Consider the following 13874-nt stretch of genomic DNA (forward strand, 5'->3'; position numbering starts at 1 on the left):
AAAAAAAAGATGAATTTTATGCAAATTTTACTTGACGATAGATTTAGATGTTGGTATAGTATTCTATGTTGTCAGCGAGAGAAAAGCTCATCGCTAACGAAATAACGGGTCAAACGAGATTGAATAAATATTCAGAAAATATTTATAAAAATCGCTTGACAGTGTTCGTTAGAAATGATATATTAATTAAGCTGTTTCAACACAGTAGATCTTTGAAAACTGAACAAAGTTTCGACAAACCAAATGTGTAGGGTCGCCCTTCGGGGCACAAAACATATTTGCAAAGTCAATTTCGCTAGCAAATAAATTAAGTAACAAAACAAGAGCTACAAACTTTTAATCGAGAGTTTGATCCTGGCTCAGGACGAACGCTGGCGGCGTGCCTAATACATGCAAGTCGAACGCACTCTCGTTAGATTGAAGAAGCTTGCTTCTGATTGATAACATTTGAGTGAGTGGCGGACGGGTGAGTAACACGTGGGTAACCTGCCCTAAAGTGGGGGATAACATTTGGAAACAGATGCTAATACCGCATAAAACCTAGCACCGCATGGTGCAAGGTTGAAAGATGGTTTCGGCTATCACTTTAGGATGGACCCGCGGTGCATTAGTTAGTTGGTGAGGTAAAGGCTCACCAAGACCGTGATGCATAGCCGACCTGAGAGGGTAATCGGCCACACTGGGACTGAGACACGGCCCAGACTCCTACGGGAGGCAGCAGTAGGGAATCTTCCACAATGGACGAAAGTCTGATGGAGCAACGCCGCGTGAGTGAAGAAGGTTTTCGGATCGTAAAACTCTGTTGTTGGAGAAGAACGTATTTGATAGTAACTGATCAGGTAGTGACGGTATCCAACCAGAAAGCCACGGCTAACTACGTGCCAGCAGCCGCGGTAATACGTAGGTGGCAAGCGTTGTCCGGATTTATTGGGCGTAAAGCGAGCGCAGGCGGTTTCTTAAGTCTGATGTGAAAGCCTTCGGCTCAACCGAAGAAGTGCATCGGAAACTGGGAAACTTGAGTGCAGAAGAGGACAGTGGAACTCCATGTGTAGCGGTGAAATGCGTAGATATATGGAAGAACACCAGTGGCGAAGGCGGCTGTCTGGTCTGTAACTGACGCTGAGGCTCGAAAGCATGGGTAGCAAACAGGATTAGATACCCTGGTAGTCCATGCCGTAAACGATGAGTGCTAGGTGTTGGAGGGTTTCCGCCCTTCAGTGCCGCAGCTAACGCATTAAGCACTCCGCCTGGGGAGTACGACCGCAAGGTTGAAACTCAAAGGAATTGACGGGGGCCCGCACAAGCGGTGGAGCATGTGGTTTAATTCGAAGCAACGCGAAGAACCTTACCAGGTCTTGACATCCTTTGACCACTCTAGAGATAGAGCTTTCCCTTCGGGGACAAAGTGACAGGTGGTGCATGGTTGTCGTCAGCTCGTGTCGTGAGATGTTGGGTTAAGTCCCGCAACGAGCGCAACCCTTATTACTAGTTGCCAGCATTTAGTTGGGCACTCTAGTGAGACTGCCGGTGACAAACCGGAGGAAGGTGGGGACGACGTCAAATCATCATGCCCCTTATGACCTGGGCTACACACGTGCTACAATGGATGGTACAACGAGTCGCGAGACCGCGAGGTTTAGCTAATCTCTTAAAACCATTCTCAGTTCGGATTGTAGGCTGCAACTCGCCTACATGAAGCCGGAATCGCTAGTAATCGCGGATCAGCATGCCGCGGTGAATACGTTCCCGGGCCTTGTACACACCGCCCGTCACACCATGAGAGTTTGTAACACCCAAAGCCGGTGAGGTAACCTTCGGGAGCCAGCCGTCTAAGGTGGGACAGATGATTAGGGTGAAGTCGTAACAAGGTAGCCGTAGGAGAACCTGCGGCTGGATCACCTCCTTTCTAAGGAATAATACGGAAAACCTTGTACATTTGCGAAGTCGAAACTTTGTTTAGTTTTGAGAGGTCTACTCTCAAACTTTGTTCTTTGAAAACTGGATAATAAGTAATATATTAGTTTTAAAAGCCGAGAAAACATTGCGTTTTAAAGAGTTTTTTAATAGAAATATGAATTAGTTCATATCGCTAAACTCAAATAATAACCCTTTACCGTAGGTAAAGTTAGGTTAAGTTATAAAGGGCGCACGGTGGATGCCTTGGCACTAGGAGCCGATGAAGGACGGTACTAACACCGATATGCTTCGGGGAGCTGTAAGTAAGCTTTGATCCGGAGATTTCCGAATGGGGGAACCCAATACCTTTAGTCGGGTATTATCATTAAGTGAATACATAGCTTAATGAAGGTAGACGCGGGGAACTGAAACATCTAAGTACCTGCAGGAAGAGAAAGAAAAATCGATTCCCTAAGTAGCGGCGAGCGAACGGGGAAGAGCCCAAACCAAGAAGCTTGCTTCTTGGGGTTGTAGGACAGAACATTGGAGTTACCAAGTTAAGTTGTAATCGAATCAGCTGGGAAGCTGAGTCAAAGAGTGTGATAACCACGTAGATTAAACAACTTAACCTCCGTTCTGGATCCTGAGTACGGCGGAACACGTGAAATTCCGTCGGAATCCGGGAGGACCATCTCCCAAGGCTAAATACTCCCTAGTGACCGATAGTGAACCAGTACCGTGAGGGAAAGGTGAAAAGCACCCCGGAAGGGGAGTGAAATAGATCCTGAAACCGTGTGCCTACAATTAGTCAAAGCTCGTTAATGAGTGATGGCGTGCCTTTTGTAGAATGAACCGGCGAGTTACGTTTATATGCGAGGTTAAAGTGAAAAGCTGGAGCCGTAGCGAAAGCGAGTCTGAAATGGGCGAGTGAGTATATAGATGTAGACCCGAAACCAAGTGACCTACCCATGTCCAGGTTGAAGGTGTGGTAAAACACACTGGAGGACCGAACCCACGTCAGTTGAAAATGGCGGGGATGAGGTGTGGGTAGCGGTGAAATTCCAATCGAACTTGGAGATAGCTGGTTCTCTCCGAAATAGCTTTAGGGCTAGCCTCGGAATATTGGATCATGGAGGTAGAGCACTGTTTGGACTAGGGGCCCGTCATGGGTTACTGAATTCAGATAAACTCCGAATACCATTGATTTAGTTCCGGGAGTCAGACTGCGAGTGATAAGATCCGTAGTCGAAAGGGAAACAGCCCAGATCACCAGTTAAGGTCCCAAAATTTATGTTAAGTGGAAAAGGATGTGGCGGTGCACAGACAACTAGGATGTTGGCTCAGAAGCAGCCACCATTTAAAGAGTGCGTAATAGCTCACTAGTCGAGTGCCGCTGCGCCGAAAATGTACCGGGGCTAAACATAATACCGAAACTGTGGGTGGACACGTAAGTGTCCGCGGTAGGAGAGCGTTCTAAGGGCGATGAAGCTAGATCGTAAGGACTAGTGGAGCGCTTAGAAGTGAGAATGCCGGCATGAGTAGCGAAAGATCAGTGAGAATCTGATCCACCGTATGACTAAGGTTTCCTGGGGAAGGCTCGTCCTCCCAGGGTTAGTCGGGACCTAAGGCGAGGCCGAAAGGCGTAGTCGATGGCCAACAGGTTGAGATTCCTGTACTAGTTTATTTTGTTTGAACGATGGAGGGACGCAGGAAGCTAAGGAATGCACACGACTGGAAATGTGTGTCTAAGCAACAAGTCTTGAGTTGAGTGAAATGCTTGATTCTTTAAGGACAAGTTGTAATGGGGAGCGAAATTAAGTAGCGAAGTTCCTGATGTTACACTGCCAAGAAAAGCTTCTAGTGAGAAATAAACTACCCGTACCGTAAACCGACACAGGTGGTCGAGGAGAATATCCTAAGGTGAGCGAGTGAACTCTCGTTAAGGAACTCGGCAAAATGACCCCGTAACTTCGGGAGAAGGGGTGCTGACCGTCAGGTCAGCCGCAGTGAATAGGCCCAAACAACTGTTTATCAAAAACACAGGTCTCTGCAAAATCGAAAGATGACGTATAGGGGCTGACGCCTGCCCGGTGCTGGAAGGTTAAGAGGATGAGTTAGCGTAAGCGAAGCCCAGAATTGAAGCCCCAGTAAACGGCGGCCGTAACTATAACGGTCCTAAGGTAGCGAAATTCCTTGTCGGGTAAGTTCCGACCCGCACGAAAGGCGTAATGATTTGGGCACTGTCTCAACGAGAGACTCGGTGAAATTATAATACCCGTGAAGATGCGGGTTACCCGCGACAGGACGGAAAGACCCCATGGAGCTTTACTGTAGCTTGATATTGAGTGTTTGTACAGTTTGTACAGGATAGGTAGGAGCCGTAGAAATCGGAACGCTAGTTTCGATGGAGGCGTTGGTGGGATACTACCCTAACTGTATGACCACTCTAACCCGCGCCACTTAGCGTGGCGGGAGACAGTGTCAGGTGGGCAGTTTGACTGGGGCGGTCGCCTCCTAAAGTGTAACGGAGGCGCTCAAAGGTTCTCTCAGAATGGTTGGAAATCATTCGTAGAGTGTAAAGGTATAAGAGAGCTTGACTGTGAGATTGACAAATCGAGCAGGGACGAAAGTCGGACTTAGTGATCCGGTGGTTCCGTATGGAAGGGCCATCGCTCAACGGATAAAAGCTACCCTGGGGATAACAGGCTTATCTCCCCCAAGAGTCCACATCGACGGGGAGGTTTGGCACCTCGATGTCGGCTCATCGCATCCTGGGGCTGTAGTCGGTCCCAAGGGTTGGGCTGTTCGCCCATTAAAGCGGTACGCGAGCTGGGTTCAGAACGTCGTGAGACAGTTCGGTCCCTATCCGTCGCGGGCGCAGGAAATTTGAGAGGAGCTGTCCTTAGTACGAGAGGACCGGGATGGACATACCTCTGGTGTACCAGTTGTGCCGCCAGGCGCATCGCTGGGTAGCTATGTATGGACGGGATAAACGCTGAAAGCATCTAAGTGTGAAGCCCCCCTCGAGATGAGATTTCCCATTCCTTTATGGAAGTAAGACCCCTGAAAGATGATCAGGTAGATAGGCTAGGAGTGGAAGTACAGCGATGTATGGAGCGGACTAGTACTAATCGGTCGAGGACTTAACCAAAGGTGCAATGTTAGGCTTTTGAAATGAAATATTACTTATTATGCAGTTTTGAGAGAACGAAGTTCTTCTCAGTGCGCAAGCACAAAATAGTGTGGTGGCGATAGCAAGAAGGATACACCTGTTCCCATGTCGAACACAGAAGTTAAGCTTCTTAGCGCCGATAGTAGTTGGTGGGAAACTACCTGCGAGGATAGGACGTTGCCGCGCTTTTTCATTCCGGTTTAGCTCAGTTGGTAGAGCGCATGACTGTTAATCATGATGTCGTCAGTTCGAGCCTGACAACCGGAGTCAATTATTTGGAGAGTTGTCCGAGCGGCCGAAGGAGCATGATTGGAAATCATGTAAATGGGTCTAACCTGTTTCGAGGGTTCGAATCCCTCACTCTCCGTTAAATAATAAATGACATGGCCCGTTGGTCAAGTGGTTAAGACACCGCCCTTTCACGGCGGTATCATGGGTTCAAATCCCGTACGGGTCATTTTTTTGGAGGTTTAGCTCAGTTGGGAGAGCGTCTGCCTTACAAGCAGAGGGTCACAGGTTCGAGCCCTGTAACCTCCATTCGGTCGCATGGTCTAGCTGGTTAGGACGCCTGCCTGTCACGCAGGAGATCACGGGTTCGAGTCCCGTTGTGACCGTCTTAAAAAAAGCGTAAGCAATTTATTGCTTACGCTTTTTTGTTGTTTAATCATTTTAATTAAAGACGCCAGTGATTAATAGCAAGTATCCAAACTCTTGTAAATAGCAGTTACGTTTGATTAGGCCGAGTTGTAACGCAATTAATAATAACTGGCCACCTGCAAAGAGAATTAAATGCCAACCGTGAATTAAATGCGTTAAAATCACTACAATAATAATGCACGCCCATACTACATAACTGAGGATAGTAATCATCCGATTGTGAGTCGTTAGTTCGAGAAGATAAATGATGATTAAGAATAGGCCTAATTTTACGAGTAAATCCTCGGGGATAAAGTGAATGCCACTGAAAATCTGAGTAATTAAAAAGAAAAATGGGGCTAGTAAGAATTGAAATGATAACCGTAACGTACGGTCTTTGAACTGGTCTGGGTAGATAAAAGGGATTAGAACAAAAATGCTAGTAATCCCTGATAGAAGCCCAATCAAAGGTAGATCACGCCAGCCGATGATTGCGGCTAGAATAATTGCGACTAAAAGGGCAGCAGTTGCAATTATTCGCTTTGGTTTATACCGGGGTGATAAGACGAGTAAAATGGCTAATAGCGCCCCTAGAATCGCAGTTAGATAAAATGAAAGCCCGAATTGCTTTGGAAAAGACCACATTGTCAGCCCGACGATTAAACCGAGATTTAAATAATTAAACAAAGTCAGTAATTGTGGCTGAGTTGAAGCCTTTAGATGTTGTTGGTTAAGGTAGAACAATAGCAACACTTCTTTCTTAGAATATGTGTCTCATCTTAACTTTTTTTGAAAAGAAGGTCAACGGCTTTTGAAATGGATTGTATTTTGTGCTAGGATAGTAGAGTTATAAGAAGTTCCCGATAGGATTCACACACCGTGAAGAGGCCTTGTAACCGACACATATATAGGGGGAAACATAGAAATGCAAGAAAGACATTTATTTACTTCGGAATCCGTTTCTGAAGGCCATCCAGATAAGATTGCGGATCAAATTAGTGATGCCATCTTAGATGCGATGTTAGCACAAGATCCACAAGCACGAGTTGCTTGTGAAACAACCGTTACAACTGGGTTAGTCCTAGTTGTCGGCGAAATTTCAACAACGGCATACGTTGATATCCAAAAAGTGGTCAGAGAGACTATTAAAGGGATTGGTTATCGTGATGGGCATTATGGCTTTGATGGCGATAACTGTGCTGTGATTGTTGCACTTGATGAACAATCACCTGATATTGCACAAGGGGTCGACGATTCAGTTGAATCTCGTGCAAAGGATGAAGATCCACTTGATAAGATTGGTGCGGGGGATCAAGGGTTAATGTTTGGGTTTGCTGTCGATCAGACACCAGAACTAATGCCGTTACCAATTGCCCTTTCACACCGTTTAATGCGCAAAGTCGCTGAGTTAAGAAAGAGCGGGCAACTCGCTTATCTAAGACCAGATGCTAAGGCGCAAGTCACTGTTGAATACGACGAAAACGAACAACCTGTTCGTGTCGATACCGTCGTTATCAGTACCCAACACGATGCAGATGTGACTTTAGAAACCATTCAAAAGGATATGCTTGAACAAGCGATTCAAACCGTTATTCCAGCCAAATACTTGGATGATCAAACCAAGTATTTCATTAATCCAACTGGTCGGTTTGTCATCGGTGGACCACAAGGCGATTCAGGTTTAACTGGTCGTAAGATCATTGTTGATACTTACGGCGGTTATGCACGTCATGGTGGCGGTGCTTTCTCAGGGAAAGATGCTACTAAGGTTGACCGTTCAGCAAGTTATGCAGCCCGTTACATTGCTAAAAACATTGTAGCGGCTGGGTTAGCGCGCAAGTGTGAAGTGCAATTGGCCTATGCAATTGGTGTAGCGCAACCCGTTTCTGTTTCAATAAATACTTTCGAAACAGGGACCGTCAGTGAAGAAAAGATTCAAACTGCAATTCGTGAAAACTTTGATTTACGACCAGCAGGGATTATTCAAATGTTAGATCTACAAAGACCTATATACAAGCAAACAGCTGCATATGGGCACTTTGGGCGTACAGATGTCGAATTTCCATGGGAACGTTTAGATAAAGTGGATGCCTTAAAGGCAAGTATTGCTAAACTAAATGCCTAATGTATTATTAGACGAGTAAAAGAGGCGGCCTTTCCTTAGCTTATTTGAGTTAAGAAAAGGCTCTTTTTATGCCCAAGAATAAGAGAGGGAGCTAAGAATGGAACAAAGTAAGGGAAGAAAAACGAATGTATTACTCGTGACGATTGCGATTTTCGTCGCAACTTTCATGACAGCCATTGAAGGGACGATTGTTTCAACGGCAATGCCAACCATCATTAGTAATTTACACGGTATGAAATTGATGAACTGGGTCTTTTCAATCTACCTATTAACGAATGCGATGATGACGCCAATCTATGGTAAGATGGCAGATCGGATTGGGCGTAAACCAATCTTCATCTTTGGTTTGGCCTTGTTTGTCATCGGATCATCCTTATGTGGATTGTCAAATCATATGGGGACGTTAATTATTTCCCGGGCAATTCAAGGCTTGGGAGCCGGGGCGATTATGCCGGTATCATTTACGATTATTGCTGATATTTATCCGATTGAAAAACGGGCGAAAGTCTTGGGTTTTAATGGGTCAGCATGGGGGATTGCCTCCATCATTGCGCCGCTTTTAGGGGGCTTCATTGTTGATAAGTTGACCTGGCATTGGATTTTCTTCATCAATGTACCGATTGGGATTATTACGATTGGTTTAATCTGGTACTTCCTTCAAGAAGAGAAGAAGACGAGTGCTGAACCAGTCGACTATTGGGGCAGTTTATGGTTGATGGCGGCCCTTTTGAGTTTACTATATGGCTTCCAAGTCATGGGTGAAGCCAAACCGTCAGTGCTCGTTTTAGGGTCAATGCTCGTGATTGCAGTGGTTGCTTTTTACCTCTTTATCCGCGTTGAAAAACATGCACAAGATCCGATTATCTCATTATCATTATTTAAAAATCGAACATTTGTTGTCCAAAATGCAGTGGCTGCTTTAGTGAGTGGTTTCTTAATTGGTTTTGAAGTCTATATGCCAATGTGGATGCAAGGGATCCTCGGATTGAAAGCCTCGATGGGGGGGTTTGTTGTGACGCCTAGTTCTGTGATGTGGATTTTTGCCTCATTATGGGCAGGCCTATTACTTGTTAAGCACGCACCACGAACAATTCTAGCCGGTAGTTTGTGTATTTTACTTGTTGGGAGCTTCATCTTAGCATTGGTCCCACAAACCACACCGTTTTGGTTCTTCTTATTAGTTGCTGCTGGTTTAGGGATTGGCTTTGGCTTAATCATTACCACGACGACTGTTACGGCACAAAGCGTTGCTGGTGCTGACAAAGTTGGTGTTGCAACGTCGTTTAATACGTTAAGTCGAACTTTAGGTCAAACCTTGATGGTTTCAGTTTATGGGATTATTTTGAATCGGCAATTGGCAAAAGGGATTGCTGGTGATGGTCGATTAGATCAAAACATGTTAAATGAATTGATTAATCCAGAAACTGCTTTGAACTTACCTAAACAATTATTACCAACATTACGCCATATTCTATACAATGGTTTACACTTCATTTATTTTGCGTCAATTGTGTTAATTGCCATTGCAATTATTATTAATTTAATGGATCGTAAAAGAAGTAAATAAAAAAGATTGACCAATACGGTCAATCTTTTTTATTTTAATGGAATAAGACACAGACGCCTTCAGGTGTTTCTAAGTCTTTTTGACAGGCGGTTAATAAACCAGTTTGGGCATCGCGCCGATAAAGCGTACCATTATCACTATTTTGGTTAACGGCTAATAGAAAATCGTCGTTAGCGGAAAGATTGAAGTCACGGGGGAATTCACCATCCGTTGACATTTGTTGGATTGCTCGTAGTTGGCGACTGTCATCACTGATGGCATACACAACGATTGAATTATACCCACGGTTGGAAGCATAAAGGAAACGACCGTCTTTGGAAACACGGATTGCAGCGCCGCCGTTTGCTTCGTGCCAATCTGCAGGTAACATTGAGTAGGTAGCAACCGCGCTAAAAGTCCCATCGGCTGCATGATAATCTAAGACCGTCACTTCACTGGACAATTCACCCAATAGGTAAGCTGTCTTGTGATTGGGATGGAAGACTAAATGCCGTGTGCCAAAACCAGGTTCACTCTTGTAAATTGCTACTTTGGTTAATTGACCAGCATTGTCGACGGCATAAGTTACTAATTCATCGGTGCCCAAATCACAGACCACTAAGCGGTGGTCAGGTGTTAGGTCGGTATAATGTACGTGGGCGCTAGCTTGTTCAGGACGCGGACCGTGGCCTTCATGAACTGTCGTGCTCGCTAAGGTTAAACTGCCATCGGCTTGGATTTGATAAACGAGTATTTCGCCTTTATGGTAATTGGCTGCATAAACGAGTTGGCGGTCTTCATCGACTGCCACGTATGCTGGTGGTGCGCCGGCTGCTAAGACCGCGTTCAAAAAGACAGGGGTGCCACTAGCTAAGTCATAGGCAGCAATCCCACCTTGGTCCCCATCTTTAATGACGGTGTAGAGGATGTTACGGTTTGAAATCGTTAAATAGGATGCGTTATCGAGATTAATGAATGGTTGGATGTCACTCACGGTTGCAGTTGTTGCATCGAAAATTCCGCGGTAGATCCCTTTACCAATCCGGCGGGTATAACCACCAATTAAAACTTCTTCTGTCATAATCAGACTCCCTTCGTCAAATACTCTTTGAGTATAGCATATTCCTGCGAAAACGGTTTAATTTGTTACTAAAAGGATTCACTAGTCGCTAAAACTAAGTCGCGAATATGCTACAATGATACTATCTTAACTAAGAGGAGATTTCATTATGAACACGCAAGCAGAAGTCATTTCAATTGGCAACGACGCCATTGATGATCAAGAACCGATGGTCATTTTATTCGATGAACATGCGACAACTGCCATTCAAAACGTGGCATTGATTCAACATTTTATGGACGAAGCGGCCAAAAAACAGCTAACACTGACGACAGATTCTGCGGTTATTATTAATCAACAACCTTATACGATTACGTATGTGGGCGCGTTGGTAAATCCTAACCTCAACAGTATTGGTCATGTCGCTTTAGTTTTTGGACCTGCGCCACAAGAAGATCAACTGCAAAGTGGGCTTTATTTAACACCAGCCGCCGCGGGTGTTCCGGCTGTTCCTGAATTCAAAGTAGGAACGCAGATAACGTATCAAGAAACTATGTAGGAATTAGGTGAATTGGTGTGACAGAGAATAAACAGCCACAAACAGAACGTTCATGGTTCTTTAAATGGTTTTTAAATAAGAAGCTACCGATTGTTTTGTTAAACATGTTATTAACGTTGCTGATTATACTTTTATTAACAAAACTTGCTTGGCTGTTAAAACCAATTCAGTCGTTGATGTTGATTATTGGGTTACCGATTATTATTGCGGCCGTCTTGTATTACTTGACCAACCCGTTAATTGATTGGTTTGAACGGCGTTGGCATTTAAATCGGGTATTGTCGATTACGATTATTTTTATTTTAATTGTTGGCTTACTGGTCTGGGGAATTGCGACGATTATTCCAATCATTCAATCCCAGACAACGAGTTTAATTGATCAGTGGCCGTCTTATTGGGCGAATATTCAAACTCAGACGATGAAATGGTTTAACGACCCAGCCTTCAAATCGATTCAAAAACAATTAAACGATATCAATACGGATGTGTTTAGTAATTTATCAAGTAAAGTAAATAAAATGCTGACTTCGACCGTTAGTCATATTGGAACAGCGGTCGGAGTGGTGACGAACGTAGTCATCGCGATTGTAACGATGCCGTTCATTTTATTCTTCATGTTAAAAGATGGTCACCGAATGAAAGGCTATTTGTTAAAATTCTTCCCGGTTAAAGTACGCGCCACAACTGGGAAAGTGTTGGAAGAAATTAACACACAGGTCAGTCAGTACATCCGCGGCCAATTGACAGTAGCGTTTTGGGTTGCAGTCATGTTTACTGTAGGCTACTGGATTGTTGGGATGAAGTACGGGTTGACGTTGGGAATTTTAGCGGGGATTTTAAACTTAATTCCGTATTTAGGCTCTTTCCTAGCGATGGTCCCGTCAGTGATTATTGCAGCGTTTATCTCGCCGTTATTATTGATTAAAGTACTCATCGTGTTTGCTGTTGAACAGACCTTGGAAGGTCGTTTAGTTTCCCCATTGGTCTTGGGGAGCAAGATGGCAATGTATCCGGTCACGACAATCATTGTGTTGCTGGCTTCAGGAAAGTTATTCGGCCTTGCCGGTGTGATTCTCGGTATTCCAGTATATGCGATTATCAAGATATTAATTAGTCACCTTTTTGAATGGTTCAAGTCAGTTTCAGGCTTATACGAGCAATAAAAAACGCACGATCCGTAATAAATGCGGATCGTGCGTTTTTTGGTTTTTAGAGCGTTAATTTCATGTAGTGGTGGGGGATGCCCGCTTCCATTTCGCCTTCGCTTGTGACAATAAAGCCTAATTTTTCGTAGAAACCAATGGCGTGGTCCTGTGCGAATAAAATAATATAAGGCGTTGTAGTGCGTTTAGCGTCTTCAATGATGGCTTCGATTAATTGATAGCCGAGTCCTTGGCCACGGAAAGCTTTGATGGTAGCAACGCGCTGAATTCTAAATCCACCGTCTTTTAAGACGTGCACGCGTGCGGTTACTGCTGGGTCTTGATTGAGGTAACCTACATAGTGAATCGTGTGATCTTCGTGCGCATCGATTTCCTGGGTTTCCGGCATATTTTGTTCTCGGACAAACACCGTTCTTCTAATGTATGTTGCATCACGAAAGATAACACTGTTATCTCCAAGTGTATGTTTAATATCCATTTGTTTCACACCCTTTTCTGATCAATGTAGACGCTAAGGTTAAAAGCGACACGGGTAATTATACAGTTGTTTCAAGTCGGATTCAACCATTTCAGAGAAGTTTTTAGGTACCTAACTAAAAAGAGCCAAACTACCGATTTAAAAGGTAGTCTGGCTCTTTTAACTGCTTTTTAAAGCATGTCACCATTAAAAATTGAATGGCGAACAAGAACGTAATCGACTTTCTTCAATGATGATAAGCGTTTACCACCAGCATAAGAAATCGATGATTGTAAGTCTTGGCGCATTTCGGTGAGCGTGTCACTAATCGCACCTTTATAAGGCACTAAAATGCGTTTACCCTCGACGTTTTGGTGTGTGCCTTTTTGGAATTCTGAAGCTGACCCGAAATATTCTTTGAATTGTTGACCATCTTCTTCGACTAATTTGCCAGGTGATTCAGCGTGTCCTGCAAAGAGGGACCCAATCATCACCATGCTAGCGCCAAAACGGATTGATTTAGCGATGTCACCGTTGGTTCGAATTCCCCCATCGGCAATAATCGGCTTGGTAGCAGCTTTCGCGCACCATCTGAGGGCTGCCAGTTGCCAACCACCAGTCCCAAAGCCGGTCTTGATTTTGGTAATGCAAACTTTACCAGGGCCAATCCCGACTTTGGTTGCGTCCGCACCTGCGCGTTCCAAATCGCGAACGGCTTCAGGGGTGCCAACATTGCCGGCAATGACGAAACTCTTAGGCAGTACTTTTTTGATATGTTGAATCATATCGATCACGACTTGTGAGTGGCCGTGGGCGATATCGATTGTAATGTATTCTGGTAGTAAGTTATCGGTTGCGAGTTGATTAATAAAGTCGAATTCATCGTCTTTAACCCCGACACTGATTGAGGCAAATAAGCCGCGCTCGTGCATCATCTTGATGAATGCGGGACGCTTTTCAGGTTGAAAGCGATGCATGACGTAGAAGTAATGGTTTTCGGCAAGCCAGATGGCAAGCGGTTCATCAATAATCGTCTGCATGTTAGCAGGGACGACTGGGATTTTAAACGTTTCTGAGCCAAAGCGGACGCTAGTATCAATCTCGCTCCGACTTTTCACAATACATTTATTGGGAATCAGTTGAACATCTTCGTAATCAAATACGTCCATTGGGAATTCTCCTTAAACACGAACATTTATTTTAGATAACACGGAATTTATCCGTGCATAACGTATAATAACGAACTTTTTTATGAAAGTC

The 13874-nt window shown here is 44.5% G+C and carries 8 protein-coding genes, 5 tRNA genes, 3 rRNA genes and 1 riboswitch; of the genes, 12 read left to right on the plus strand and 4 right to left on the minus strand.

Translation table 11 applies throughout. From position 1 onward, the window contains the following. Positions 1-336: 336 nt before the first annotated feature. From LCU_RS00300 to LCU_RS00335, 8 genes are all read left to right on the plus strand, one after another. Positions 337-1906: ribosomal RNA gene (locus tag LCU_RS00300) — 16S ribosomal RNA — on the plus strand. A gap of 222 nt (positions 1907-2128) precedes the next feature. Continuing rightward, a 23S ribosomal RNA gene (locus LCU_RS00305) occupies positions 2129-5047 on the plus strand. Between the two features lie 90 nt (positions 5048-5137). Further along, positions 5138-5254: ribosomal RNA gene (gene rrf, locus LCU_RS00310) — 5S ribosomal RNA — on the plus strand. The 16S, 23S and 5S rRNA genes sit together here with 5 tRNA genes alongside, the layout of an rRNA operon. Positions 5255-5262: 8 nt before the next feature. Beyond that, positions 5263-5335, plus strand: a tRNA-Asn gene (locus LCU_RS00315). A gap of 10 nt (positions 5336-5345) precedes the next feature. Then, positions 5346-5435, plus strand: a tRNA-Ser gene (locus LCU_RS00320). Between the two features lie 18 nt (positions 5436-5453). After that, positions 5454-5525: transfer RNA gene (locus LCU_RS00325), tRNA-Glu, on the plus strand. Between the two features lie 7 nt (positions 5526-5532). Beyond that, positions 5533-5605, plus strand: a tRNA-Val gene (locus LCU_RS00330). Between the two features lie 3 nt (positions 5606-5608). Continuing rightward, positions 5609-5682, plus strand: a tRNA-Asp gene (locus LCU_RS00335). A 55-nt stretch (positions 5683-5737) separates the two neighbouring features. On the opposite strand, the gene LCU_RS00340 is transcribed toward LCU_RS00335, so the two are convergent. Continuing rightward, positions 5738-6448, minus strand: coding sequence for a hypothetical protein (locus LCU_RS00340; RefSeq protein WP_056965976.1), 711 nt, complete (start codon positions 6446-6448; stop codon positions 5738-5740). A 98-nt stretch (positions 6449-6546) separates the two neighbouring features. After that, positions 6547-6632, plus strand: a riboswitch (SMK box riboswitch). Between LCU_RS00340 and metK the strand changes: the two genes are divergently transcribed. Both metK and LCU_RS00350 read left to right on the plus strand, forming a co-directional pair. Further along, a complete protein-coding gene (metK, locus tag LCU_RS00345) occupies positions 6630-7829 on the plus strand; it encodes a methionine adenosyltransferase (RefSeq protein ID WP_039099479.1) in 1200 nt (399 codons plus the stop codon). It overlaps the preceding riboswitch by 3 nt. Positions 7830-7926: 97 nt before the next feature. Further along, positions 7927-9396, plus strand: a complete 1470-nt coding sequence (locus LCU_RS00350) for an MDR family MFS transporter (RefSeq protein WP_056965974.1) — start codon at positions 7927-7929, stop codon at positions 9394-9396. A gap of 34 nt (positions 9397-9430) precedes the next feature. Here the strand turns inward: LCU_RS00350 and LCU_RS00355 are convergent, their stop codons facing one another. After that, a complete protein-coding gene (locus tag LCU_RS00355) occupies positions 9431-10456 on the minus strand; it encodes a lactonase family protein (RefSeq protein WP_054644119.1) in 1026 nt (341 codons plus the stop codon). A 148-nt stretch (positions 10457-10604) separates the two neighbouring features. Here LCU_RS00355 and LCU_RS00360 point away from each other — a divergent pair, with 148 nt between their 5' ends. Together LCU_RS00360 and LCU_RS00365 are read left to right on the plus strand one after the other, a co-directional pair. Next, positions 10605-10994: a PTS glucitol/sorbitol transporter subunit IIA gene (locus LCU_RS00360; protein ID WP_004271184.1), complete on the plus strand. Its 390-nt coding sequence runs from the start codon at positions 10605-10607 to the stop codon at positions 10992-10994. A gap of 17 nt (positions 10995-11011) precedes the next feature. Next, the gene (locus LCU_RS00365; RefSeq protein ID WP_054644122.1) at positions 11012-12157 is read left to right on the plus strand and encodes an AI-2E family transporter; all 1146 of its coding nucleotides are present in this window, start codon (positions 11012-11014) and stop codon (positions 12155-12157) included. Between the two features lie 46 nt (positions 12158-12203). On the opposite strand, the gene LCU_RS00370 is transcribed toward LCU_RS00365, so the two are convergent. Continuing rightward, the gene (locus tag LCU_RS00370; protein ID WP_035186296.1) at positions 12204-12635 is read right to left on the minus strand and encodes a GNAT family N-acetyltransferase; all 432 of its coding nucleotides are present in this window, start codon (positions 12633-12635) and stop codon (positions 12204-12206) included. A gap of 170 nt (positions 12636-12805) precedes the next feature. Continuing rightward, on the minus strand, positions 12806-13783 hold the full coding sequence (locus tag LCU_RS00375; RefSeq protein ID WP_004270229.1) for a GMP reductase: 978 nt from the start codon (positions 13781-13783) through the stop codon (positions 12806-12808). Positions 13784-13874 lie beyond the last annotated feature (91 nt).

Origin of the sequence: Latilactobacillus curvatus JCM 1096 = DSM 20019 (genome assembly GCF_004101845.1) — a bacterium.
Lineage (GTDB): Bacteria > Bacillota > Bacilli > Lactobacillales > Lactobacillaceae > Latilactobacillus > Latilactobacillus curvatus.

Coding starts and splice junctions, on each gene's coding strand:
- metK (WP_039099479.1), top strand. CDS start 6,630: ATGCAAGAAAGACATTTATTTACTTCGGAATCCGTTTCTGAAGGCCAT.
- LCU_RS00350 (WP_056965974.1), top strand. CDS start 7,927: ATGGAACAAAGTAAGGGAAGAAAAACGAATGTATTACTCGTGACGATT.
- LCU_RS00355 (WP_054644119.1), bottom strand. CDS start 10,456: ATGACAGAAGAAGTTTTAATTGGTGGTTATACCCGCCGGATTGGTAAA.
- LCU_RS00360 (WP_004271184.1), top strand. CDS start 10,605: ATGAACACGCAAGCAGAAGTCATTTCAATTGGCAACGACGCCATTGAT.
- LCU_RS00370 (WP_035186296.1), bottom strand. CDS start 12,635: ATGGATATTAAACATACACTTGGAGATAACAGTGTTATCTTTCGTGAT.
- LCU_RS00375 (WP_004270229.1), bottom strand. CDS start 13,783: ATGGACGTATTTGATTACGAAGATGTTCAACTGATTCCCAATAAATGT.